This is a genomic window from uncultured Aquimarina sp. (assembly GCF_947492405.1).
Taxonomy (GTDB): domain Bacteria; phylum Bacteroidota; class Bacteroidia; order Flavobacteriales; family Flavobacteriaceae; genus Aquimarina.
The window spans coordinates 83,527-108,400 of the sequence record NZ_CANLMP010000009.1 but is presented as its reverse complement, the minus strand read 5'-3'; the positions used below and the strand labels follow the sequence as shown (position 1 = coordinate 108,400).

Annotated in this window: 24 protein-coding genes; 15 read left to right on the top strand and 9 right to left on the bottom strand. The window is 30.7% G+C overall.

Translation table 11 applies throughout. From position 1 onward, the window contains the following. Complete coding sequence (locus Q0829_RS25185; RefSeq protein ID WP_366894006.1) at nt 1-1,251, bottom strand: MBOAT family O-acyltransferase; 1,251 nt, start codon at nt 1,249-1,251, stop codon at nt 1-3. 300 nt (nt 1,252-1,551) lie between these two features. Between Q0829_RS25185 and Q0829_RS25180 the strand changes: the two genes are divergently transcribed. Beyond that, nucleotides 1,552-2,235 (top strand): ATP-binding cassette domain-containing protein, encoded by a 684-nt coding sequence (locus Q0829_RS25180; RefSeq protein WP_298548268.1) that lies wholly within the window; start codon nt 1,552-1,554, stop codon nt 2,233-2,235. 168 nt (nt 2,236-2,403) lie between these two features. On the opposite strand, the gene Q0829_RS25175 is transcribed toward Q0829_RS25180, so the two are convergent. Continuing rightward, nucleotides 2,404-3,234, bottom strand: coding sequence for a 2OG-Fe(II) oxygenase (locus Q0829_RS25175; RefSeq protein WP_298548266.1), 831 nt, complete (start codon nt 3,232-3,234; stop codon nt 2,404-2,406). A 59-nt stretch (nt 3,235-3,293) separates the two neighbouring features. Here Q0829_RS25175 and Q0829_RS25170 point away from each other — a divergent pair, with 59 nt between their 5' ends. Beyond that, nucleotides 3,294-4,172: a glycosyltransferase gene (locus tag Q0829_RS25170; protein ID WP_298548264.1), complete on the top strand. Its 879-nt coding sequence runs from the start codon at nt 3,294-3,296 to the stop codon at nt 4,170-4,172. Beyond that, nucleotides 4,172-5,122 (top strand): glycosyltransferase family A protein, encoded by a 951-nt coding sequence (locus Q0829_RS25165; protein ID WP_298548262.1) that lies wholly within the window; start codon nt 4,172-4,174, stop codon nt 5,120-5,122. The genes Q0829_RS25170 and Q0829_RS25165 overlap by 1 nt, the downstream gene beginning before the upstream one ends. Here Q0829_RS25165 and Q0829_RS25160 read toward each other — a convergent pair. Genes Q0829_RS25160 through Q0829_RS25145 form a run of 4 tightly spaced genes read right to left on the bottom strand, consistent with a single transcriptional unit; the run spans nt 5,108 to nt 9,048 of the window. Further along, nucleotides 5,108-5,548: an FdtA/QdtA family cupin domain-containing protein gene (locus tag Q0829_RS25160; RefSeq protein WP_298548260.1), complete on the bottom strand. Its 441-nt coding sequence runs from the start codon at nt 5,546-5,548 to the stop codon at nt 5,108-5,110. The genes Q0829_RS25165 and Q0829_RS25160 overlap by 15 nt on opposite strands. Then, a complete protein-coding gene (locus Q0829_RS25155) occupies nt 5,518-6,591 on the bottom strand; it encodes a glycosyltransferase (RefSeq protein ID WP_298548258.1) in 1,074 nt (357 codons plus the stop codon). Before Q0829_RS25155 ends, Q0829_RS25160 begins: the two co-directional genes overlap by 31 nt. Nucleotides 6,592-6,629: 38 nt before the next feature. Beyond that, a complete protein-coding gene (locus tag Q0829_RS25150; protein ID WP_298548255.1) occupies nt 6,630-7,925 on the bottom strand; it encodes an O-antigen translocase in 1,296 nt (431 codons plus the stop codon). A gap of 4 nt (nt 7,926-7,929) precedes the next feature. After that, entirely contained in the window at nt 7,930-9,048 is a 1,119-nt protein-coding gene (locus tag Q0829_RS25145; RefSeq protein WP_298548252.1) for a DegT/DnrJ/EryC1/StrS family aminotransferase, read from the bottom strand. 187 nt (nt 9,049-9,235) lie between these two features. Between Q0829_RS25145 and Q0829_RS25140 the strand changes: the two genes are divergently transcribed. Next, nucleotides 9,236-10,381, top strand: a complete 1,146-nt coding sequence (locus Q0829_RS25140) for a glycosyltransferase (RefSeq protein ID WP_298548250.1) — start codon at nt 9,236-9,238, stop codon at nt 10,379-10,381. 21 nt (nt 10,382-10,402) lie between these two features. Here Q0829_RS25140 and Q0829_RS25135 read toward each other — a convergent pair whose 3' ends face one another. Both Q0829_RS25135 and typA read right to left on the bottom strand, forming a co-directional pair. Continuing rightward, nucleotides 10,403-11,335, bottom strand: coding sequence for a GNAT family N-acetyltransferase (locus Q0829_RS25135; protein WP_298548247.1), 933 nt, complete (start codon nt 11,333-11,335; stop codon nt 10,403-10,405). Between the two features lie 537 nt (nt 11,336-11,872). After that, nucleotides 11,873-13,672, bottom strand: coding sequence for a translational GTPase TypA (typA, locus tag Q0829_RS25130; protein WP_298548245.1), 1,800 nt, complete (start codon nt 13,670-13,672; stop codon nt 11,873-11,875). Nucleotides 13,673-13,963: 291 nt separating this feature from the next. On the opposite strand from typA, the gene kdsA reads away from it, so the two are divergent. Both kdsA and Q0829_RS25120 read left to right on the top strand, forming a co-directional pair. Then, a complete protein-coding gene (kdsA, locus tag Q0829_RS25125) occupies nt 13,964-14,782 on the top strand; it encodes a 3-deoxy-8-phosphooctulonate synthase (protein WP_298548242.1) in 819 nt (272 codons plus the stop codon). Between the two features lie 312 nt (nt 14,783-15,094). Beyond that, a complete protein-coding gene (locus Q0829_RS25120) occupies nt 15,095-16,495 on the top strand; it encodes an insecticidal delta-endotoxin Cry8Ea1 family protein (protein ID WP_298548240.1) in 1,401 nt (466 codons plus the stop codon). Nucleotides 16,496-16,518: 23 nt separating this feature from the next. Here Q0829_RS25120 and Q0829_RS25115 read toward each other — a convergent pair whose 3' ends face one another. Next, the gene (locus Q0829_RS25115; RefSeq protein WP_298548237.1) at nt 16,519-16,881 is read right to left on the bottom strand and encodes a DUF1801 domain-containing protein; all 363 of its coding nucleotides are present in this window, start codon (nt 16,879-16,881) and stop codon (nt 16,519-16,521) included. A 94-nt stretch (nt 16,882-16,975) separates the two neighbouring features. On the opposite strand from Q0829_RS25115, the gene Q0829_RS25110 reads away from it, so the two are divergent. From Q0829_RS25110 to Q0829_RS25075, 9 genes are all read left to right on the top strand, one after another. Beyond that, complete coding sequence (locus Q0829_RS25110; protein WP_298548235.1) at nt 16,976-17,587, top strand: hypothetical protein; 612 nt, start codon at nt 16,976-16,978, stop codon at nt 17,585-17,587. Nucleotides 17,588-17,594: 7 nt separating this feature from the next. Then, nucleotides 17,595-18,089, top strand: a complete 495-nt coding sequence (locus Q0829_RS25105) for a hypothetical protein (protein ID WP_298548232.1) — start codon at nt 17,595-17,597, stop codon at nt 18,087-18,089. 75 nt (nt 18,090-18,164) lie between these two features. Further along, complete coding sequence (locus Q0829_RS25100; protein ID WP_298548229.1) at nt 18,165-18,458, top strand: transcriptional regulator; 294 nt, start codon at nt 18,165-18,167, stop codon at nt 18,456-18,458. 80 nt (nt 18,459-18,538) lie between these two features. Further along, the gene (locus Q0829_RS25095) at nt 18,539-19,006 is read left to right on the top strand and encodes a Coq4 family protein (RefSeq protein ID WP_298548227.1); all 468 of its coding nucleotides are present in this window, start codon (nt 18,539-18,541) and stop codon (nt 19,004-19,006) included. After that, nucleotides 18,997-19,311 (top strand): hypothetical protein, encoded by a 315-nt coding sequence (locus Q0829_RS25090; protein ID WP_298548224.1) that lies wholly within the window; start codon nt 18,997-18,999, stop codon nt 19,309-19,311. The genes Q0829_RS25095 and Q0829_RS25090 overlap by 10 nt, the downstream gene beginning before the upstream one ends. Then, on the top strand, nt 19,311-19,964 hold the full coding sequence (locus Q0829_RS25085; RefSeq protein WP_298548222.1) for a DUF1361 domain-containing protein: 654 nt from the start codon (nt 19,311-19,313) through the stop codon (nt 19,962-19,964). The genes Q0829_RS25090 and Q0829_RS25085 overlap by 1 nt, the downstream gene beginning before the upstream one ends. A gap of 29 nt (nt 19,965-19,993) precedes the next feature. Continuing rightward, nucleotides 19,994-21,346 (top strand): cell envelope integrity protein CreD, encoded by a 1,353-nt coding sequence (creD, locus tag Q0829_RS25080; RefSeq protein ID WP_298548220.1) that lies wholly within the window; start codon nt 19,994-19,996, stop codon nt 21,344-21,346. A gap of 77 nt (nt 21,347-21,423) precedes the next feature. Continuing rightward, complete coding sequence (gene xrtK, locus Q0829_RS27635) at nt 21,424-21,957, top strand: exosortase K (RefSeq protein ID WP_366893997.1); 534 nt, start codon at nt 21,424-21,426, stop codon at nt 21,955-21,957. Beyond that, entirely contained in the window at nt 21,941-24,769 is a 2,829-nt protein-coding gene (locus Q0829_RS25075) for an MSEP-CTERM sorting domain-containing protein (protein WP_298548218.1), read from the top strand. Before xrtK ends, Q0829_RS25075 begins: the two co-directional genes overlap by 17 nt. Nucleotides 24,770-24,874 lie beyond the last annotated feature (105 nt).

Sequence of the window (24,874 nt, the reverse complement as noted above, 5' to 3'; positions counted from 1 at the left end):
TTAAAACTGAAAATATATAAAGGTTTGTAAATCTCCTCCGTAATAAAATACCAAAAATGCAGTAGCGTAATAAATCAAATATCTAATAGGTTTTAAGGATATATGACAAATATCCAATAAGTGTTCTCTTTTTTTCTGAAACCATTCTATTAAGAAATACCCCATCAACAAAATCAAAAACAACTTATTCCCTTGAGGTATAGAAAAGAAGGATGTAGAAAAAATCCGATTAATGTACCCAAAAGCTTCCGTGATGTTTTCTGCTCTAAAAAACACCCAAGCAATGGTAACTATAAAAAATGTGATCCCGATTCTAATAAAATCAATAGCAATGGATTTTTGATTATCCATAAAAACATTTAATCTCTTATACTTACTTATAAAAACAGTACATATCAATATCGCCCCATGAATCAATCCCCAAAATAGAAAAGTAAGATTAGCGCCATGCCATAGACCACTTAATAAAAAAACGATTAGAATATTGAAGATCAATCTGGAATTTGAAACTCGATTACCTCCTAAAGGGATATATATGTAATCTCTGAACCAAGTAGAAAGTGAAATATGCCAACGTCTCCAAAATTCGATCAGATTCTTTGACAAATATGGGAAGTTAAAATTCTTCATTAGATCGAAGCCTAATAACCTTGCAGAACCAATTGCGATATCAGAATAACCGGAAAAATCTCCATAAATCTGAAAACCAAAAAATATGGCTCCACAAAACAACGTACTACCTGAATAGTCTGTATAATTTTCGAAAAGATTATTAACGATTAGTGCACAATTATCTGCGATTACCATTTTCTTAAACAATCCGCCCAGAATCAATCGTAATCCATCAACACTTTTATGATAATCAAATATTCTGGTTTTCTGAAACTGTGGTAAAAGATTAGAAGCTCTTTCTATAGGTCCAGCAACTAATTGCGGAAAAAAAGAAACAAATGCAAAAAACGAAACAACATCAGCAGTAGGATCTATTCGCCTTCGATATACATCTATAGTATAACTTAAGGTCTGAAAAGTATAAAAACTAATACCTACAGGAAGAATAAATTCTAAAGAATTGTAAGATATAGGTTTTCCAAATAACAAAAAGGCCTCTGTAAACGTTTCTATAAAAAAATTAAAGTATTTAAAAACAAAAAGTATCCCAATATTAAAAAACAAACTGATTCCAAATAGTACTTTTCTCGGATTACCTAATGCAGATTTCAATTGCCTACCAACTAAAAAATCAATCAAAGAACTCAAAAAAATTAATGATAAAAATCGCCAATCCCAAAAAGAATAAAATAAGTAGCTTATTATAAGAAGAAAAACATTTTGAATCCTTGTTGATCGATTAAACACAAACCAATACAACACAAAAACGATTGGAAAAAATAACGCAAAATCGACAGTATTAAATTGCAAAATGTATGTAATATGAATTCTTTGGAAAAGTACTTAAAATCAACGTGGATAAAAAAACATTTTTAATAAATACATTATTGCATAAACTTTTTACTTTTACTAAAATTAATAAAATCAGAATCTCATATTATGTCCGAACCGGTTCTAAGTCTTAAAAATGCATCTATTTATCAACGCGAAAACTTAATCCTATCCGATGTGAACGTAGAGGTTAACAAAGGAGATTTTGTTTATCTGATCGGAAAAACAGGCACAGGTAAAAGTAGTTTTATGAAAACTCTTTATGGCGATATTCCTTTGATAGAAGGAGAAGGTAGTATCGTAGATTTTGATTTAAGTACATTAAAAGAAAATCAAATTCCTTTTCTTAGAAGAAAATTAGGGATTGTTTTTCAGGATTTTAAATTACTTAATGATAGAACTGTAAAGGATAATTTGTTATTTGTATTAAAAGCTACTGGTTGGACTGATCAGAAAGCCATGGATAGTAAAATTGATAATGTACTGGATAAAGTTGGAATGAAAACCAAGGATTTTAAGTTTCCATATCAATTATCTGGCGGAGAACAACAACGAATTGCAATTGCCAGAGCTTTACTTAATGATCCCGAGCTTATTCTTGCGGATGAGCCAACCGGAAATCTGGACCCTCAAACTTCTGTAGAAGTAATGGAAGTATTACAGGATATTAATAAAAATGGAAATACGATCTTAATGGCCACTCACGATTACGCTTTGTTACTTAAATATCCTTCAAAAACATTGAAATGTGAAGGAAATAAGGTTTTTGAAGTAGTACAAAGAAAAGGGTAATCTAATTACAATCTAGATATTGTTATGCAAATTAATTCTAAATGTAGACGGGACAATTATTGGCAAAATTAATCAATATTGGAACAAGTGTTTTAAAGTTGAATATGAATACTAAAAAGAACATTTTAGTTATTTTGGATTTATGAAAAACATCCTAACTAATCTCTTTTAAGAATCATCTTTCTTATAAACATGAGGGTTTTCTCTAATCCCCTTTTTGAATATTTTTCGAACCCCCATTCGCAGAGATGAATCAAGTTTAAGGATTTTATCTTTAAAAAACTGACCAGGTCTCCCTCTAAATGTAGTTACGTGAAACGATGTTTTAGCATCTACAGGTTCTGTAGAAAAATAATAGTTAGAAATACAACAACGCACTTGGTCTTTTTTTACCTTACTAACAGAGTGCCAAGATTGTTTGTGGGTTACCATAATTACCAACCTATTAAACTTTGAGTTTATTGAAATAGGTTCACTTTTTAATCCGTTTGGCCATAATTCTAGATTTCCTCCATTAGTAGGTTCCCAATTTGGAGTAACATAATATAATAAATTGAGTACTCGCCATAGCTTTACATCTTTATCATGAGAATTATCTAAATGTGGATTTAAGTAATTCCCTTTCCCCATCATAGAAATTCCACCGGCATAAAGATTTTTATCCGGCACCACATTGTTATAATTACAAATCATAGCAATAAGATCAACAATTTTACGATCTTGAAACGCATATATAACCTCTTCTAACAATGGATGATATTTGTTCATCTGAGCAGCTACATACTTATATTCTCGAATACTTTTTTTAACCTTTACTTCTTTGGTTCTTGGAAATTTATCAAAAATATCTCTAGCCAACTCATCCGGTAACAAATCATCTAAATAAAAATAACCAATACCTTCACTAGTCTGACGAAAGTGATTTTTTAAAACTTCTTCATTATCTTTGAGTTTTAAAAAAATAAGATCGGCTATTTTATCTCTATCGAGGTGACTCATCTATCCAATTACAAATTTGACCTAAAAATAATTATAAACTTCTAGTAAAGCATCTTTAAATGTTATCAATTTTGATCCCAGTTTATAATTATAATGTAATTCCTTTAATTGAGGAAGTTCATCAACAAGTTTCTTTATGTAATATAGCTTTTGAAATACTTGTACTAGATGATGAATCAGAGCTTTATTCTAAGGAAAATAATCTTATCAATAACATATCAGGATGTACATTTAAAAAATTACCAAAAAATATAGGACGAAGTGCAATACGAAATCTACTAGCTTCTAAAGCTTTATACGACTTCCTTTTATTTATTGATGCAGGAACATTTCCTAAGGACAAAAACTTTATCAGAACGTATTTAGAGAATATAGATCAAGAAGTAGTAACTGGTGGAATGACTTATTTAAAAGAACCTCCAAAAAAACCTTTTAAACTACGTTGGGTTTACACTAAAAAAAGAGAATCCATATCTCAAGGTCAAGGAAATAAGCGATCTGTTGTTTGTTCTTCTAACTTTTTAATCCATAAAGAAATTTTTAAAACTATAAAATTTGACGAATCTCTGCATAAATATGGGTGTGAGGATGTAGTCTTTTTTGATGCAATTACTAAAAAAGGTATTCCTATTAAATATATTGATAATCCTGTGATTCATGATGCTATGGACGACGCAGAAACTTTTATAAAGAAAACCGAATTTGCTATTGAAAATTTAATTGAGTTAATTAATAATGACAAACTTGAATATAACCGATATAAAGTATCTAATTTATACTACACTATGAATAAAATTAAAGTTGATAAAGTTATTTCATTAATTTTCAGAATCTCAAGAAATTTACTTAAAAGAAACTTCAAATCATCTTATCCTTCTATTTTATGTTATGATTTCTATCGTTTGGGTTACTTTTGCTTAACTAAAAACAAAACCTAGTGCCTTTTTTCTCCATTATAGTTCCGCTTTACAATAAAGAGAATAGCATTGCTAATACATTAGAATCAGTTTTTAATCAAACTTATATCGATTATGAAGTTGTAATTGTTAATGATGGTTCTACAGATCATAGTGAAGAGATTGTAAATCGGTATACTGATGAAAGAATACATTACTTTTCTACAAAAAACAATGGTGTTTCTAAAGCGAGGAATCTGGGGATTGAAAAAGCTAAAGGAAAGCTCATTGCTTTTCTTGATGCAGACGATTATTGGTATCCAAATCATCTTGAAATAGTGTTCCGATTATATCAAAAATTTCCTGATGCTGGTCTATTTGCTACATCTTATGAAAAAAGGTTTAATGCAAAGTCTACGTTTTTAGCTAATTTCAAGAATATCGATGCGAACAGTAACACTTTAATGATTATTAACGATTTTTTTGAATCCAGCACTATTGATGCTATCGCTTGGACTTCTGCTTGTGCAGTTCCTAAAAAAACTCTGGACAATATTGGTCTTTTCGACACTTCTATTACCCATGGAGCAGGAGAAGACACAGATCTTTGGATTAGGATTGCACTTAAATACAAAATTGCCCTAGCTACCTATGTTACTGCCACCTATAACTTAGATGCTAATAATAGAATTTCAAAAACAGATACACTAAAAAGAAACTTTCAAGATCTTAATAAGTTCGAAAAAGAAGAGAAAACTAACCCCAGTCTAAAAAACTATTTGGATCAAAACAGATATTCAATTTCATTGCAATATAAAGCAGCTGGAGATTCAAAAACTGCTAGAAAGTATAGAGAAGAAATTGATTATAAAAACCTAAATATTAAACAGAAAATATTATTAACTACTCCCAAATTCCTTTACAGCTTTTTTAAGATTATTAGGAGGAAATTAATTTTAAGTGCCGGTATCAAACTATCAGCGTTTGAATAATGAAAAGTCGTTAAAATCTCTAATATAATCTTCTTCTTCAAAAACTTCAGAGGCTAATACTAGACAAACCGAACCAGAAGAAAAATTCTCTAACTCTCTCCATATTCCGGATTTAATCAACAATCCTTTATTTGGTTTATTAAGAGTAATCTTCTTTTGTTCTCCACCATCGTGTAAAATCACATCAAAACTTCCACTTAGTGCTATAAGAAATTGGCATAAGTTTTTATGCGCATGACCTCCTCTGCTCGCATCACTAGGAACATCATATAAATAGTACACTCGTTTCGTTTCAAAAGGGATTACATCCTTCTCTACTACAGCTATGTTTCCTCTTGGGTCTTTTATCTTGGGAATCTCAATAATTTTACAATCCTCAATGGTATTTGTGTTTTTTATCTTTTTCGTGGAAGTATTGCTTGCCATTGTGGAATTATATTTTCTATTTTAAATTTGGATACACTAATGATAGTACCTTCTTTACATCGTTTGTGAAAATCCTGATCTTCTATCATTTTATTTAAGGCCTCAGTATACGCCTGCTCATCTTTGAACGGCACTAAGATACCATTCTTACCTGTAACTATAACCTCTGAAGGTCCGGATTTACAATCCACAGAAACTACAGGTGTTCCTATGGCCAAAGATTCAAGTAAAACCATTGGAAAACCTTCATAATTACTGGTTAAAGTAGTAAACAACGCTTGTTTTATATAAGGAAATGGATTTTCTAAAAACTCCTTAAAAATAACATATTCCTGTATTCCGTAGAATTGAACAAGATTTTGAATCTTTATCTTATCTGGTCCATCTCCAATAATAAAAAGTTTTATTCCTCTCTTAGGTAATTGCGATTGAGAATATGTTTTGATCAAAAAACTATAATTTTTTATCTCATCAAAAATTCTACCATACGATAATATAAAAGGTTCTTCTGATATATCAATCTTAACTTTTGATAACATATCCCAATGAGCTTCATCAAATGCATTATAGATACATCTTCCCTTTTGCAAACCATATTTTTCCTTAAAATGAGTCACAGAATCTTTAGAAACTCCTACCAATTCATGTGAATTTTGATACAAATACTTACCCAAAATCGTATGGTTAGGAAAATAACTATCGAGATTATAACTATGCACTACAAATACAGTACTTGTTTTTTGATATACAAAAGTATTAATAAACCATTGTTTAAACCATCCTGGTCTTGATGCTGTATCTATAACATAATCAAATTTATTATTACTTAATATATTTCTACTAATAATAAACTTACGCCAGCGTTTGTATAATCCTTTATAAGTTGAAGTTAATAGTTCGAGATTTACTAGTTCTCCTTTGTAATCATATACAATATCATTCAAAATACTTATGATTGTTACATCATATCCTGAATCAACCAACATTTTTGATAAAATAGCACTTGATCTTTCTGCTCCTCCTACTCCTAAAGAAGAAACCATTATACAAACTTTTATGCTATCTTTTTGATTCACTTTAATTAAATATCTCTATCAGGTCCAAAAAATGATTTTCTGAATACCAGTATCAATAATAGAAAATAAAAAACATAATTAAAAAAATACGCCATAGAAGCACCAATAAAACCGAAATGTTTTATCAAATAAATACTTACCAGATACAAAAAACCAAACGAAATGATCTCTGTGATTATATAATACCAAAACATTCTCTTAGCCAAGAATTGGTATGCTATTACTAAGGAAGCTATTTTAAAAAAATCCCCAAACAATTGCCATAAAAACAATGGTTCCATGGCTACAAAATCATCAGAAAAAAGAATTCTAATTATGATATTTCTTAGAAAGTAGATAATTAAAAACCCAACAACAAACACAGGTAATATAGTCTTGTAAAAATTTATTACCTCTAATCTAAAATCTTTACTTCTACCAATCTCTGCCAATTTAGGAAGGAGATAAATCGTTAACAAAGTTGTTATAAAAAGCATATATTGATTGCTAATACTCTGTATTGCTTCCCAATAACCTGCTTCTTCTACTCCTTCTGTATTAATAATAAAATTTCTAATTCTAATAAGAATTGCAGGTAATACCGTAGCAGATATCAAAGCCATAATAGCATAAGAACTTAATCTTTTTATATACCTTAAAGAAACTTTTGTAAACTGTAGCGGGTTAATTACATTTTTAAGATTGGTCATAATCACAATTGTGATTATTAGTGAAATTGCAGGATTTATTATGATAGCTATAAATGCACCTTCTAATCTATATTCCCACACTAAAAAAACAGTCACTAATAAACCTAAAAAGCTACTAGCTATATTAACTCCTATATATGCCTTATACTTAGAATAACCATTAATTATTGCCAAGCATAACGTATTGATAGAATAAAAAGGTAAGGCAATCGCTATAGCTTCAAAAATAAAACCATAGTCATATTGATTTCCAAAAATCAAATTATTCCAAAAGTTCGGATCAAAATACAACCAACCTGATAAAATCAAGGTGATTATAAAACAAAACAGATAAGTAGTTGATAGCATTGCTATTAACTCCTCTTTATTATTTTTAAATTCTGCTATGTATTTTACTACCCCATTATACAATCCTAAGGTGCCTGCGGATTGTATTGAAGTCAAAACATTACGAAGATTACCCATCAAAGCCAACCCCTCTGGACCTAAGAATATCGCTATCACTTTTAGGCTAATAACACCAGTAATCATTTTTACAAAAACACCAATAGCATTAAAAGAGCTAACTTTAATTAATACATTGTTTTTTAATTTATCAAAGTATGAATTCACTCTATTAATATTGATTAAGTGTCATTATTATCTGCTCGATCTGGTAATTTTCTAAACTTATATTCAGAGGAATACTTACTACTTCTTCATGTATTTTTTCGGTGATTGGTAATGACAGATCAGAAAATTGTTTTAACGCTTTTTGGCGATGTGGCGGAATTGGGTAATGTATATGGTATCCTATCCCAGATTTTTCTAAATAATCACAAAATCCAGAACGATCAGCAACTCTTATAACAAAAAGATGAAATACATGATTTCCTGATCCATCCCAAAATGGTAATTGAATTTTTTCATTTTTAATTTCTGACAAATATTGTTTAGCTATTTGCCCTCGTAATTTATTATCATCTTCTAGATTTTCAAGCTTTTCTAACAAAAATGAAGCTTGCAACTCATCTAATCTAGAATTTACTCCCAGATAATTATTTTCATATTTTATGGACGAACCGTAGTTTCCAAGATCTCTTACAACTTTTGCTAAAACTGCATCATTAGTAGTCACTGCACCTGCATCTCCAAATGCTCCAAGATTTTTAGCCGGATAAAAACTAAAAGAAGAAGCATCACAAAGATTCCCTGCTACACCATTATCATTATTTTTAGCTCCATGCGCCTGAGCGGCATCACTAACAACCAATAAACCATGTTTTTTAGCTATCGCATTTATTTCTTTCATTTGTGCCAATTGCCCATAAAGATGCGTTGGAAGAATTACTTTAGTTTTATCAGTTATATTTTGTTCAATCTGATAAACATCCAGATTAAAAGTCTTTTCATCTGGTTCTACCAATACAGGTTTGAGTCCAGAATATTCAATAGACAAAATTGTCGCTATAAATGTGTTTGCTGCTACAATTACCTCATCACCAGGATTTATTTTACCTATTTCAATATATCCTTTTAGAATGAGTGTCAGTGCATCTAGACCGTTACCAACACCAACACAATGTTTAGCACCGCAAAACCCAGCAAATGTGTTCTCAAACTTTTCTACAAAACTTCCTTTAATATAAATGCCCAAATCTAAGAAATCCGAAAAACGGTTTTTAAGTAGTTCATGATAACGACTATTAATTTTATGTAGATCTAAAAATGGAATCGACGGTTTATTGTTTGTCATTATCAAAAATATCTAACTACCTTTATTAATTCTATTAGTACAAAATAATTCGGCAGGACTCTGTTTTTATTATTAAAATATTAAAAATACCTTTACAACAAAGATATTTGTTTTTGTGTACCCCCATAAAAACGTGTCATATTTTTTTAAAGTCTTACGTTACACATAAAGACTTAATATTATTTTAATGAACATATTACTAGTAGGAGAATATAGTCGGCTACATAATTCGCTTAAAGAAGGTTTGATAAAAAATGGACATCAGGTAACTATTATTGGTAATGGTGATCTTTTTAAAAAATACCCTGTAGATATTGATATAGATGGAAAGTTTATAAAAAATAATTTTCTTCTAAATAAAATCAGACACGTAATCTTTAAAGTTACCTCGGTTGATATCGCATCTATTGAAACTTTTATAAGATTCGGTAGAAATAAAAAATCCTTATTAAACTATGATTTTGTTCAATTGATTAACGAAACTCCTTTTAATATTGGATCTTATTTTGAAAAAAAGCTATTAACATTCCTTTTTCGAAATAATAAAAATGTCTTTTTACTTGCTTGTGGCGATGATTATAGATATATATCGTACTTACTTTCAGGAAAATTTGCATATAGTACAGTCAGTCCTTTATTAGACAATCCGAATCTAAAAACGACCTATAGACATACATTAAAGTTTGTATCCAACAAACAAAAAGAAATTCATGATTTTGTTTTTAAACACATTAAAGGTGTTATTCCCGTTAGTGTAGAATATCATATTGCCTATGAAAACACTTCTAAAACATTATCATTAATTCCTAATCCTGTAAATATTGATAAAATTGAAGTTGTTCCTTTTGGAAACAACAGAAAAATAAAAATATTACACGGAATTAATAGCGCTAATTACCTAAAGAAAGGAAACCGATATTTTGAAGAAGCATTAGAGATCATCGCTCAAAAATATCCAAATAAATTCGAAGTAATTACGACCAAAGACCTACCTTATAAAGAATATATAAAGCACTTTTTATCGGCTCATATTATTTTAGATCAAGCGCAAGCTCATGACCAAGGATATAATGCTTTAGAAGCTATGGCTATGGGAAAAGTAGTTTTCACAGGTGCTGGAGCAGCCTTTATAAAACACTACAAATTACGGGAGACTGTAGCGATTAACACATCTCCGGATAGTAATAAAATCGCAGCAGATCTAGAGCAACTCCTTATTAATCCAAGTGAAATTAAAGAAATTGGTAAAAATGCCAGAGCATTTATAGAAAAAGAACATAACTATGTGGAAATTGCTAAAAAGTATGCGGAAACTTGGAAAACCAATTTTTAGAAAACCCAACACCTATTTGGACTAAAGATCTAATCTATAAAAATCCTGTGTGTAGATTTCACATCCTAATTCTTCTTTCTGTTTTAGTAGTCCAAAGTTATTTTCAGTTACCGTACCCATATCAAAAAATCTATAACCTTCTTCCCGATATTGATTAATCAATGAAATAAAAAGGAAATCAAGTGCTCTATGTTTTTCACCCTGATCCGTAACAGCTCCGTATTGAGATTTTACGACCTCTTTAGTCTTAAAAATAGTAATTCCTGCTAAAATTTCATCATCCAAACTAATGACAAATTGTTTTATGGATTCAGGAAATTTATCTTTAAGCAAATGAATTTCTTCTAGAGTGTGTACTGGCTTAGTACTATGCCTTTCTTGTAATCTTGGAATCAATACTTCATTCCAAAAGCCTGAAAAATCATCCACTTCCATTATCTCAAAGCCAATATTCCTTCTTTTTTCATAATGTTTCAGTTTACTTTTATGAATGGTAGAAGGTAAATTATAATCAATTGCCAGATTAAGATCTCTACCATAGAGTTCTGCACCAAATTCTGAAAAGAAAAAAGCGAATTCATTAGATGGTTTTTGATGGTAAAAAATAGGTAGTGATTTAACATACAAACAATCAATTGTATGAGAACGAAGAAAATCAATTACATCAGAAAGAATATTTCTTACTTTCTCTCCTCCTATACTCTTCCCTAACACCAACCCTCCATAGGTAAGTCCTTGATGAGAATATATTTTTTCATCTTTTATATTAGAAGGAAAAACAGCAATTATTTTTTTTTTATCATAAATCAATAGAGAAAAATCCTGGAATCGGTCCGAATGGTATTCCATAAAATCTCTATAAAATAGAAAAGTACCGTTTTTAGAATTATCTATAAAACTATTCCATAAAGAATAATCATCTTTATGATATCTCTTAATCGTATACGTTTGCAAAATAATTATTTAGGAAAGTGAAAATACTTAATTTGTTTGAGTATTCGGAATATTAGTCTTACTTTTAGCTAACAAGAAAAAACAGTTGCGTTTTTTCTTACAAAAAGGCAATAAAATTTACACCTTATTTTATATCATTAGTAATGATTATAGACAACGGTTACCCCGTAAATCTAAAAAGCCACCCACCCCGCAGTATTTATAGAAAAAAATTTAATGTTTTGCATTAAAAAATAGGTGTAACCATCATAAATGGTGTAAAAACTCTTTATTAGTTTTATTGCGAAATTTTGATTCAAACAAGAAAAAAAGTGTATTTAATCGATAAAAAAAGTATTTTACCGTTATTTTAAAGAATTTTACAAGTTATTCATTGGTTTAAACCTTTACATTTGTCGAAGATAAAAAATATTGAAAAATAAATAATTTACCCCTCAAAAACGAATTGATCCCAAAACCATAATTACCCCATAATTTCGACAAAAAATCCCGAGTTTCCTCGGGATTTTTTAATTGTATATAAAATTAGAAATTAGATTATACGATCTTATTTCTTTTACGCTCTACTTCAGTTAAGAATACTTTTCTTAATCGTAAATGATTAGGAGTCACTTCTACATATTCATCCTTCTGAATATATTCTAAAGCTTCTTCTAAAGAAAATTTGATAGCAGGAACAATTTTAGCTTTATCATCAGCACCAGAAGAACGTACATTACTCAACTTCTTAGTCTTAGTAATATTTACCGCCATATCATCTCCACGAGAATTCTCTCCAATCACCTGTCCTTCATAAATATCTTCTCCCGGATCTACAAAAAACTTACCTCTATCTTGTAACTTATCAATTGAGTAAGGTATTGCAGAACCTTTTTCCATAGAAACCAATGATCCATTAATACGACCAGGAATATCACCTTTAAGCGGCTGATACTCTTTAAACCTGTGTGCCATTATCGCCTCACCAGCGGTAGCAGTTAGTAACTGATTACGCAATCCTATAATACCTCTAGAAGGAATCATAAATTCGCAAACCATACGCTCACCTTTGGCTTCCATGCTTAACATTTCTCCTTTACGCATTGTTACCATTTCAACCGCTTTACCAGATACGTTCTCAGGTAAATCAATGGTTAATTCTTCTATCGGTTCACACTTAACACCATCAATTTCTTTAATGATTACCTGTGGTTGTCCTATCTGCAACTCATATCCTTCACGACGCATTGTTTCAATAAGAACAGATAAGTGAAGTACACCTCTACCAAAAACTAAAAATTTATCTGCACTATTAGTTTCATTAACTCTAAGTGCTAAATTTTTCTCTAATTCTTTTTCTAATCTTTCTTTGATATGTCTAGAAGTAACGAACTTACCATCTTTTCCAAAAAATGGAGAATCATTAATAGTAAATAACATACTCATTGTTGGTTCATCAATCGCAATTGTTTTTAAACCTTCTGGATTTTCGATATCAGCAACTGTATCACCTATTTCGAATCCTTCTAAACCAACTAAAGCACAAATATCTCCGGCTTCTACTTTATCAACCTTCATTCTTCCTAAACCTTCGAAAGTATGAAGCTCTTTAATTTTAGATTTCTTAATCGTCCCATCTCGTTTCACCAAAGAAACCTGCATTCCTTCAGTTAAAGTTCCTCTTTGTAAACGTCCAATTGCGATACGACCTGTAAATGATGAGAAATCCAAAGATGTAATTAACATCTGTAATGTTCCTTCTTCAATTTTTGGTGCAGGAATATGTTCCATTACCATATCTAATAATGGTTCAATACTATCAGTTTCTTTCTGCCAGTCATCACTCATCCAATTGTTCTTAGCAGAACCATATACAGTAGGGAAATCCAACTGCCACTCCTCTGCTCCTAATTCGAACATTAAATCGAATACTTTTTCATGTACTTCATCTGGTGTACAGTTTTCCTTATCCACCTTATTAACAACAACACAAGGTTTTAAACCAAGGTCAATTGCTTTTTGAAGTACAAAACGTGTTTGTGGCATCGGTCCTTCAAAAGCATCTACCAACAATAAAACTCCATCAGCCATATTTAATACACGTTCCACTTCTCCTCCGAAATCGGCGTGACCTGGTGTATCAATAATGTTAATTTTTGTTCCTTTATAAGTAACAGAAACGTTTTTCGAAGTAATCGTAATTCCTCTTTCACGCTCTAGGTCGTTGTTATCCAAAATTAAATCTCCTGTATTCTCGTTTTCACGAAACAATTGACAGTGATACATAATTTTGTCTACCAAGGTAGTTTTACCGTGATCTACGTGAGCAATAATAGCAATGTTTTTTATAGCAGTCATATACGCCTGAATTTAAGGGTGCAAATGTACGTTATATTTTAATAGGTTGTATGTTAAATTAAAAATATTGAAAAATCCTCAAAATCAGGGATTTAAATCTACCTTTCGAAGCCGTTTATATTTTCAGTCGAAATGCGTGATCCGGAAGACTATCTACCAATAATACAAACAGCTGAAAAACAAATAATGCATGCTTTTAAAATTATTCTGATCATAAAATTTCTTATTGGATGATGTAAACTTTTCATACGATTATTAAAACGCATATCTTTGCTTTTTTAAAATATCGTTATGGAACTTTCTAAGATCAAAAATCTAAAAAACCTTGATGCTAATAATTTTTTCCTTCTTGCTGGACCTTGTGCCATCGAAGGTGAAGAAATGGCATTGCGAATTGCCGAAAAAGTGGTAGAAATCACTTCTAAGTTAAAAATTCCATATGTTTTTAAAGGTTCTTTTAAGAAAGCAAATCGTAGCCGTATTGATAGTTTTACTGGTATTGGAAATGAAAAGGCGTTAAAGATTTTACGTAAAGTCGGAGAAACTTTTGAAGTTCCAACCGTAACAGATATTCATGAGAATGAAGATGCTGCAATGGCTGCGGAGTATGTTGATATTTTACAGATTCCTGCTTTTTTGGTTCGACAAACAGATTTAGTTGTAGCTGCTGCAAAAACCGGAAAAACTGTAAACTTAAAAAAAGGGCAATTTATGAGCCCTGAAGCGATGCAACATGCGGTTAGAAAAGTAAAAGATAGTGGTAGTGATCTGGCAATGATAACAGATAGAGGAACCATGTTTGGATATCAAGATATGATCGTAGATTTTAGGGGAATACCTACTATGAAAGAATATGCAACTACAGTTCTGGATGTAACACATTCATTACAACAACCTAATCAATCTAGCGGAGTAACGGGAGGCAGACCCGATATGATAGAAACTATTGCACGTGCAGGAGTGGTTACAGGTGTGGATGGTTTGTTTATGGAAACACATTTTGACCCTGCAAATGCTAAAAGTGACGGAGCAAATATGTTAGATCTCCAATATTTAGAAAAATTATTAAGTAATTTGGTTGCTATCAGACAAACAGTGAACACACTATAATTATTTCTCAAAAAACCTTATTATCCTAGTATCCAATCTGATTATCCATATCGAAGACTTCATTTAAAAAAATCCGAGTGGAAAATTAGTTATTTAGCACATTTCATCAAGAAATGCAACAACTTATATCTTAGACTTTTAGCTTTTAACAGAACGCTATAGTTAACCAATTCCTTTAATCATTATGTCAAACTTACAATCAATTGACTATTGATTATCAACACCATAGACAAAATTTAGTGTATATTTATGGTAAAGTAAAGTGCTTTAAACAAATCTGTTTTGTAATAATTTTTGGTAAAAACAACAGCTATGTCCAGTAGAGTTCATATCGTTTTTAATAAGATAACTGAATTAAATAATCTTGAAGGTTATGTTAACGAAAAAATATGCAAACCTCCCACAAGTAAAACCATGACTTTTTCGAACATAGAAGACCAGGTCAAAGTTTTAAGAACACAAGAAATGATACAAAGTATTACTTCAAATCTTAGTGCAGACTTAGAGCCAAAAATAGCTACTATAGAAAATATTTCTAACGGATTGGAGATACAACAAAATCTGAAACAACAGATTGATTGTTTTATTCAAGAAACTGATGCTGTCATAGCATTAGGTATAGGTGAAGAAATAGTACCGAATGGTCAGACCGCTTCTTACTTGTTAGAAGATTGGAAAAACTACAAAAAAGGAACACCATTTGTAAAAAGAGTAACTAATAAATCTACGCTGTATTTTTTTAGACCAGATCTGATTATCGAAGATGGAAAACTAAAAGATATTTCTCAGGAGGATATCGAAATGCCGTCTGATTTAATAAACCTATCCCTACTATCTGGACAAGTTTATGCGCAAGATGCAGATTGGACCAAAGGAGTGAAAGTTTTGCTTGATGCACTTATGGGAACAGCACCTCCTCCATTAAATATATTAGGCGCAGCATTACTCGCAATGGTATGGCCAAATGGTGGTGACACTAATTGGCAGGTAATTTATGACAATATTCGTAAAATTATTATTGAAGAACTGGATAGAAAGACACTTACAGACACCTATGCAGAACTTAGTGGCATATTAGATTATATATCTAGTGAATATAAACATCTGGCAGAAGACCCAAAGACGCCCAAGGAGACATTACAATCCAAACTTGAATTCTATAATCATACACTATACACCAAAATTCTAGCTATTTTTCAAGAAGAACGTTATGCAAACGCGGCATTAGGAAATTTCTTAATTGCTGCGAGCACACATATTGCATTATTCCAAGAGAGAGCATTACAAGATCCTAATCACCTCACGGACCCTTCTAATTCTCCTTATGCGAAAACCTTATCCCAAAAGGCCAGAGAATATGCTACTCATATAGACACCGTAATTCCTAAACTTGCTGCTTCGAGAGTAACAAAAATATCCGGTTTGAAGATCTATCCGGATTGTACAGCATCAAGTACAGGTGATTTAATCTGTTCTTACAGTTACTACTATGTTGATTCAAAAACTGGTAAGAAATCCAAGTATATAGGCAGGGAAGCCGGAAAAAAGGCTTTAGAAAAAAAATGTAAAGCTAATGCAGAAAAGCATAGAAAAGAATATATAGCACAAGTCAAAGCTAACACAACTAAACAACTTCAGGATACGGCTGGAAAAGTAGGAGAAAAATGGAGAATGTTAGCAGAAAATCCAATTCCAATAATTAAATCTATTTAGTTCTTCTTTAATCAAACAGATAATTAATCTGTAATAAATTTTTCATTTCTGTAGGTATATGCCTGCTGAAGAATCGTTACAAAAACTTGCTCGTCTATCTCTTCTGGTTTACGATACCGAAAAGACTTTACATACTTTCTTTTATCAGTAACTAGTTTATCAACATGGTCTGTAAAATATTGGGCTCCCCAAAAACCCACATCGACATATCCCTTTGTTACATTTAGATAACAAATTGGACTCTTACCAATATAATAAAAAGGTACTCTCCATTTATATAACAATTCGACTTCCGGTAAGGTAGCCTCAATAATTACTTGTAAATGAAGTAACATTGATTTAAATGGTTCTGGTTGATTTAAAATATACTCTTCTGCTGGTTTCATTAAACAAGCCTTTACTATTTATTTACTAAATCTAAAAAATCATTTGCACAATTCAATAATTTAATTTTACTTTGTATTTCAAAGTACTTTTAATATGAGCACAGAAGATTATTTAAAAGATATCACAGAGATCAAAGACATGATGAATAAATCATCTCGTTTTTTCTCTCTAAGTGGTTTATCTGGAATTCTAGCAGGGATCTACGCATTAATCGGTGCAGGTATCGCCTATTACCTCGTTAGCATTAGTGGAAGAGAATACTTAATTCTAGATGGAAAAATATTTAACTACATCTTAATTGATTTGGCTGCTATTGCTCTGTTAAGCATCATAACTGCAGTGATTCTGAGTAGCAGAAAAGCTAAGAAGAATAATGAAACCTTATGGAATGGTGCTTCTAAAAGACTACTCACTGCCTTTTTAGTACCATTAATTACAGGTGGGATTTACATCATGATCAAAATCTTTAGTAATCATTATGGTCTAACTGGTTCTTTGATGCTTATTTTTTATGGACTTGCGCTGGTAAATGCTTCAAAGTACACTATCGGAAATGTAAAATATTTAGGATATGTAGAGATTATATTAGGATTGATCTGTGCAATATATCCAGGTTTTGGTTTTTGGTTTTGGGTGCTCGGATTTGGCGTAATGCATATTATATACGGAAGCTTAATTTATTTTACACATGATTATTCTAAATAACAATATGATGATACTTAATCTCAACCGAAAAGCAACAAATAAATACTCTAAACTAAGAGAAACTTTTATAGAAAATTTAAAAGTTTCAATTGCTATTAAACCATTACAATATTTGTTTCAATCCAGAAGCGAAGTAACATTAGATGAATTGAGTTTACTACCTGAAGGAACAATTGGAAATGATGTTTTTAAAATGTTAAATAGCCGTCATTTAAAAATCATTCCAAAATTTGAAGAACATGACATGAAACACATTATATTAGGATACAGTATGTCATCTATTGATGAAATAAGAATGCAAGCCTATTTATTTGGAAATGGTAATTATAGTATATCTTGTATTTTATTTTTAGCATCGGGTATACTATTCCCAGAGCATTGGAATACTTTTTATAAAGATTATAGAAAAGGTAAAAATGCTATATCTATATCAAGTTTAGTACTTAAAAAGTGTCAAGCCGAATTAACAAAAGATTTAAAAGCTATTTATTGTAAAAAATAAGATCATAAATAATTCATTAATAAAACAATAATTAGAAGACAAGTATAAAATCCTAAACTAATCTTGGGGCACCAAATGAAAAACATAATTAACGACATAAATAAAGCATTTGATCATCGTATACGATTAGGAATTATGTCGATTCTTATGGTAAATGAATATGCCGATTTTAAAATGTTAAAAGAACTTTTGGGCGCAACCGATGGTAACCTAGCTAGTCACACCAAAGCTTTGGAAAAAGAAGAATATATAGTCGTAGAAAAATCATTTATCGGAAGAAAACCGAACACTAGGTACAGTACCACCAAAAAAGGTCGTGAGGCTTTTAAAAAACATGTAGAAGCTATTGAAAAATTACTAAAACAATAACATTATAATTTGCCCTATATAATGAGCATATTTTTTTTATCATTTAACTTTGAAATTCAAAGTACTTTTAAAACAAAAAAATGAGATCAATTTTATTAGAAATATTATACGAATGGAGTAAAATTCCATATCAAAAATGGTTTAAAAAAGAAGAACCCTGGGACATATCAGTATCGCAATTATTGAAATATCCCACAACCAGTCTTGGGTTTCATCTAGGAAGTTTTTTACTACAACATGATTTTACACCTCAACCTAAACTAGAAAACCATGATGTGTTTCACGTATTGACAAAAACAGGAATCACGGTACCTGAAGAAATCTCCATGCAATATTATCTTCTGGGCAACGGCAAGAAAAGCTTATACCTGTATACTGTAATTTTCATTGGAACCCTACTCTATCCGGATAAATTCAAGATGTTCAGAACATCTTATACAAAAGGGCGCAGTGCATATACATTTTATCAATTGGATTTCAAAAAATTACTAGATCAACCTCTAGACACTATAAGAACCACATTTTTAATTTCTACATCATGCAAATAATACAATCTATTAATAGAAATGCATTAATCATTGCAACTTTCAGCTTTTTATTGGGTACAATTCTTTTATTACTACATCTCATTACTTATTGGGATAAAGTCATAATCATTGGATTATTTTATGTGTTAATCGCTGCAGCTCTTAATGGTATTACCTTCATTGGACTGTTAGCTAATACAATTATAAATCATCATTATTACAAAGAAAATCTAACGACCATATCGATATTCCTACTTAATATTCCTATCACCATTGGGTACTTTCTTATTGTAGTCAATAACCCTTTTCATAATACTTTCATATAATGAACATAATCTATAAACAATTACCTTTTATTAAAGGTTTCAGTATCGCTGTTACATTCAGCATCATACTTCTGTACATAAGAATAACAAAAGTAGAATCTATTTTTTTCTTATTCTTAGTTTGGAATCTGTTCTTAGCCTGCATTCCATACGGAATAACAACAATATTAAGTTTCAGAAAAATACATCAGAATAGGTTTTTGTTTGGAATAGGCTTCACCTTTTGGTTAGCATTTCTTCCTAATGCTCCATATATCCTTACCGATTTACAACACATCCGTCTCAGTACTTTACAATCTGTATGGTTTGATGTATTACTGATTCTATCTTTTGCCATCAATGGATTGATTGTGGGATTTGCTTCTTTACGAACTATGCAAGAATTACTTCGAAAACATTTTTCAAAGAAGACAACCAATTTCATAATACATCTCACACTATTATTATGCGGATTTGGGATTTATATGGGACGAATATTACGATGGAATAGCTGGGATCTTCTCCAAAATCCAATGAATATTCTAGGAGATATATTTCAGCGAATCATATTCCCAATAGAACACATAAACACTTGGGCATTTACTATTGGGTTTGGTGGTTTTTTAATCATAACCTATCACCTGTTCTATCATTACAACAAAGAAAATAACTAAAAATACAATCACTATAAATTTCAAATATTATGGAAGTTCAAAAACAAAAAAAGTCCTTCGGGCAATGGATAAAAACCTCAATCACCGTACGCATGTTAATGGTTGGCATATTAATTTTAGTGCTGTTAATTCCGCTCTCTTATATCAAAAATTTAATACAAGAAAGAGCTTACAGACAAGAAGAAGTAGTAAGTGAAATTAATCAAAAGTGGGGGAATGAAGTATTATTATACGGACCGATCCTGAAGGTACCTTATCAGACTCATAAACTTAAAAAAATCTGGGACGAAAAGACCAAATCTTACCTTCGGGAAGATATCATTTCTGTTCATCAGGCTTTCTTTTTTCCGAACACATTGGATATCAATACTAATGTGGAATCCGAAAATCTAGGTAGAAGTATTTATGAATCGGTTGTATATACAGCCGATATGAAAATCAAGGGTTCGTTTACTACTCCAAATTTTGAAATACAGGATATTAAATCAGAAGATATATTGTGGAACAAAGCTACTGTTATAGTAAATTCTACTAACTCCAAGGGAATTAGAAGTAATTTAGAATTAAAAATTGGCACAGAAAACTATCCATTACAATCCAGATATACTCAAAATACCAATACCAACAGGTTCGAGACAAAATTTCTTAAGGATTCTTCTTTACCTAAAGAAAACCAGATCAATTTTGAAATGGACTTAAAAGTCAACGGTAGTGAGCAACTACGCTTTATACCTGTGGGAAGAGAAACCAATGTAACTATGGCCTCTAACTGGGCTTCACCAAGCTTTAATGGTAACTATTTACCAGATACCAAAACTAAAGAAATCACTGAAAATGGTTTTAAAGCAAACTGGAAAGTATTACAAATAAATAGAGAATTCGAACAAGAGTTTTTTGGAGAACTACCACATATAAACTCATCTGCTTTTGGAGTTAAGTTATTAATTCCCGTAGATGAATATCAAAAGAGTGAGCGTGCTGCTAAATATGGATATCTGGTCATTGCACTGACTTTTTTAGTGTTTTTTTTGATACAAACGGTTAGCAAGATCACTATTCATCCATTTCAATATTTAATGATTGGATTGGCGCTCACTATGTTTTATACCTTATTGATCTCCATCTCTGAGCACTCTAGTTTTCTTTATGCATATGGAGCTGCCGGGATTGCGGTTGTATTACTAATATCCATTTATTCTAAAGCAATTCTTAGAAGTTTTAAATTTATGGGACTCATAGCAGCATCGCTTACAGCATTATATACATTCATTTTTGTCATTATTCAATTAGAAAACTATGCCTTACTCGTAGGAAGCATTGGATTGTTCTTAATACTGGGAACTATTATGATGATATCCAGAAAAATTGATTGGACCGAATAATTTCAGTCCAAATAATCTTATATATTGTAGCTTTAGTATTTATAAAAACATAATCATATACAAATACCTAAAATAGTATGAACCTAGATAAAAACGTACCATACTACATACTTGGAATTTTTCTTTTTTTAGTGTTCAAACTTGGTTTTAAATATGCGAACCATGAGGATTTAATCTTTTTAATTAAACCAACGGATACATTAATTAGCTCATTAACTGGATCTACATCAGTTTACATAGAGAATGAGGGATATTATAACAATCATCTCGATATATTAATTGACAAATCTTGTGCTGGTTTTAACTTTTGGGTCCTATCTTTTCTCATGATTATGTTTTTACTACTTAAATATGCTAAATCACATTTACAAAGAATAGCATCAATTCCGGTAGCGCTTCTCTTTACATTTGTTTTAACTATAATAGTAAATACATCTAGAATTTATGTATTGATTGTGGCACAAAACAGATTAAGTTCTCTATTAAGCATAGAAACCACAGTCATCCACGAAAGTATAGGAATCCTCATCAATTTATCGTTTCTAATTATCACGTATCTGATGCTTGAAAAAATCATCATTAAATATAAAAATCATGCAAAATTTGCTTAATCCTAGGTGGATTCTAATAATCAATACGATTCCAATAGTACTATTATATTTCCTGTTTTTTGGGCAATTTACTATTATTCATAGCTTACTGGATGATATTCATATAACACACTGGAAAACCTTCGGAAGTATATTATTCTTATTAGGTTTTCTAAATCTTCTTTATGCTATTTTTCTTATTATCAAAAAAAGAAAAGTTTCGATTTTTTATGCTATTATAGCACTACTTGCATACATTCCTTTTATCTACGTGTATAACGAATATTCGAATGAGATTATACCATTCTCAATCCCACAATGGATGGTTTCCAGTAATATCACTTTGTATGTTGGAACTTTTCTTATGCCTACGATAGCATATTCTTTATTTATAATAGTTATTCGTCTTACATCAAAAAACAAAGAACACAATGCAGGGAAGAATTTCCTTGCAGCTATTGCAGTTCCATTATGTGGGTATCTTTTTTTTCAAGTAATATTACCTCTTTGGAAACCTGTAGAAAATAAATTTAGTGTACATGCTTTTTTGATCTTTTTAATTTCTGGAACTTTATTATTTCTTTTTTTTATCATTCGAGGGTTTTTCATACTTGCAACCAAAAAAGGTAATTTATGGAAAAAATATGAATTAGCCTGGAAAATCCCCATATCAATTCTATTTCCTTTACTAGGTCTAGCAATAAACAATGGTCTATTATCTAATTTCAATGCATTCGATAATTCTTCTGGTTTCTTTGGTGATTTTAATGATCCTTGGTTCTATATCATTGCTGTTATCAATGGTATTCTGGTTTGCTTACCTAATCGTCCAAATATAAAGTATCAAATACCCCTATTTATAGGTAGAAATATCACATTTGTATATAGCGTATATTTTTTCATTGTATTCCTTCCGTTTCTACCATTATCGGTGATCGCAATAATTGTAATTGGTACTGGATTCTTAATGCTAACGCCTTTAATTTTATTTATAATTCATATCCAAGAACTCGTAAACAGTTTTAATTTACTAAAACAACATTTCTCTGTAAACGTATTACGTATAATTTCTATCCTTAGCTTTTTAGTTATTCCGATATGCATCACCATTCAGTATAAATCAGATCAAAACACTCTAAAAGAAACGCTCAATTACGTATACAATCCTAATTACTCCAAACAATATTCGATAGACAAAAATTCATTAAAGTACACAATTAACACTGTCAAGCAACATAAAGAAAGAAGAAATGGCGAGATTTTCAATTCGGGTCAAACTCCATATCTATCTTCTTTTTATAACTGGATTGTCTTAGGAAATCTAACTTTATCAAATGCCAAAATAGATATCATTGAACATATATTTTATGGCGATCCTTCATCAGAATTTCTCTCAGAAAACATAAGAAACGATACGGTAGAAATTTCTAATATAACAAGCGAAAGTGTTTTCGATCCATTACAAAATGCTTGGAAAAGCTGGATTCATCTAGAAATTGCAAACAACGATTCAACAAATGGGTTTAAGGAATATGCTACTACACTAAAATTACCCACTGGTTGCTGGATTAGTGATTATTATCTATATGTAGGAGACAGAAAAGAAATGGGATTATTAGCAGAAAAAAAATCCGCTATGTGGGTTTTCTCGCAAATACGAAATGAAAATAAAGATCCTGGATTACTTTACTATCTAACCGGAAATAAGGTAGCGTTTAGAGTTTTTCCTTTTACAAGGAACGAAACGAGAAAAACCGGAATTGAATTTATTCATAAAGATCCATTTACATTAAATATTGATGGAAAAGAAATAGCACTCGGTAAAGAAGCACAGCAAGTAATTAACACCTCATATAATAATGGTAATACTATTTATATTTCTTCCAAAGAAAAAGAACAGCTTAAAGAAATAAAACGTAAACCTTATTTCCATTTTCTTGTAGATATCTCTGCAAAAAAAGACACCCTTATAAATAATTTTAGTACTAGAATAAAAAAACTTACTTCGGAGCATAAGGAACTCTCTCAAAACGCAAAGATCAGTTATGTAAACACTTATGTTTCATCATCTGAATATAATGATAGCTGGGAAAAAGAATATAAAAATCAATCATTTGAAGGAGGGTTTTATTTAGATAGAGCAATAAAAAAAACACTATTCAATTCTTATCTTAATGATACGGATTCATATCCTATTATGATTGTTATTACTGACTCTATCGAGAATTCAGTATTACATAAAGATTTTTCAGATTTCAAAATAACTTTTCCTGAAAATAATGAATTCTACGATCTCTCCGAAAAAGGAGTGCTACAACCTCATTCGCTTCTTTCGAATCCTAAAAAAAGAATTACTGACACTATTACTCTAAAACAGTTTGACAAAACGGTACTCGAGTATAGAGATAACACTAATAGTATAACATATCTCCCTAATAATAACGAACCTTCTATTATTATTAAAAAAGGAACTCATAAAACTAAAGAAAATAAAATACTCGAAAAGAATTGGGCCGATGCTTTATCAATGCAAGGTATGTGGATTTCTCAAACCTTGTATCCTGAAAACTCTAAAAAAGAATGGTTAAACCTGGTAAAGCATAGTTTCACTACTAAAGTAATGTCGCCTGTGACCTCTTATTTAGTAGTAGAAAATGAAGCTCAAAAAGCTATTCTCAAAAAGAAACAAGAACAAATTTTGTCTGGCAACAAAGATCTAGACATTGGAGAAGACACTCCAAGAATGAGTGAGCCTAGTATTTTAGTAATACTTATTCTTCTTATCTCGGTACTTTTCTATAGACATAAACAGAGAAATAAAAATGCTGGTTAGTTAAGAAAAAGTCGTACTTCAGAAATCTGAAGTGCTGCTTTTTTTTAACAAAGATTTGTCTTTGTTTGAAATTGCGATTCAAAAATAAAACTATTACTTTCAGAT

Bases quoted from the DNA above. Each gene is read 5' to 3' on its own strand.
- Q0829_RS25075 (WP_298548218.1), top strand. From the start codon at position 21,941: ATGCAAAATTTGCTTAATCCTAGGTGGATTCTAATAATCAATACGATT.
- Q0829_RS25170 (WP_298548264.1), top strand. From the start codon at position 3,294: ATGTTATCAATTTTGATCCCAGTTTATAATTATAATGTAATTCCTTTA.
- Q0829_RS25140 (WP_298548250.1), top strand. From the start codon at position 9,236: ATGAACATATTACTAGTAGGAGAATATAGTCGGCTACATAATTCGCTT.
- Q0829_RS25120 (WP_298548240.1), top strand. From the start codon at position 15,095: ATGTCCAGTAGAGTTCATATCGTTTTTAATAAGATAACTGAATTAAAT.
- creD (WP_298548220.1), top strand. From the start codon at position 19,994: ATGGAAGTTCAAAAACAAAAAAAGTCCTTCGGGCAATGGATAAAAACC.
- Q0829_RS25155 (WP_298548258.1), bottom strand. From the start codon at position 6,591: ATGGTTTCTTCTTTAGGAGTAGGAGGAGCAGAAAGATCAAGTGCTATT.
- Q0829_RS25175 (WP_298548266.1), bottom strand. From the start codon at position 3,234: ATGAGTCACCTCGATAGAGATAAAATAGCCGATCTTATTTTTTTAAAA.
- Q0829_RS25160 (WP_298548260.1), bottom strand. From the start codon at position 5,548: ATGGCAAGCAATACTTCCACGAAAAAGATAAAAAACACAAATACCATT.
- Q0829_RS25115 (WP_298548237.1), bottom strand. From the start codon at position 16,881: ATGAAACCAGCAGAAGAGTATATTTTAAATCAACCAGAACCATTTAAA.
- Q0829_RS25180 (WP_298548268.1), top strand. From the start codon at position 1,552: ATGTCCGAACCGGTTCTAAGTCTTAAAAATGCATCTATTTATCAACGC.
- typA (WP_298548245.1), bottom strand. From the start codon at position 13,672: ATGACTGCTATAAAAAACATTGCTATTATTGCTCACGTAGATCACGGT.
- Q0829_RS25085 (WP_298548222.1), top strand. From the start codon at position 19,311: ATGAACATAATCTATAAACAATTACCTTTTATTAAAGGTTTCAGTATC.
- Q0829_RS25095 (WP_298548227.1), top strand. From the start codon at position 18,539: ATGAGATCAATTTTATTAGAAATATTATACGAATGGAGTAAAATTCCA.
- Q0829_RS25105 (WP_298548232.1), top strand. From the start codon at position 17,595: ATGATACTTAATCTCAACCGAAAAGCAACAAATAAATACTCTAAACTA.
- Q0829_RS25145 (WP_298548252.1), bottom strand. From the start codon at position 9,048: ATGACAAACAATAAACCGTCGATTCCATTTTTAGATCTACATAAAATT.
- Q0829_RS25100 (WP_298548229.1), top strand. From the start codon at position 18,165: ATGAAAAACATAATTAACGACATAAATAAAGCATTTGATCATCGTATA.
- Q0829_RS25110 (WP_298548235.1), top strand. From the start codon at position 16,976: ATGAGCACAGAAGATTATTTAAAAGATATCACAGAGATCAAAGACATG.
- kdsA (WP_298548242.1), top strand. From the start codon at position 13,964: ATGGAACTTTCTAAGATCAAAAATCTAAAAAACCTTGATGCTAATAAT.
- Q0829_RS25090 (WP_298548224.1), top strand. From the start codon at position 18,997: ATGCAAATAATACAATCTATTAATAGAAATGCATTAATCATTGCAACT.
- xrtK (WP_366893997.1), top strand. From the start codon at position 21,424: ATGAACCTAGATAAAAACGTACCATACTACATACTTGGAATTTTTCTT.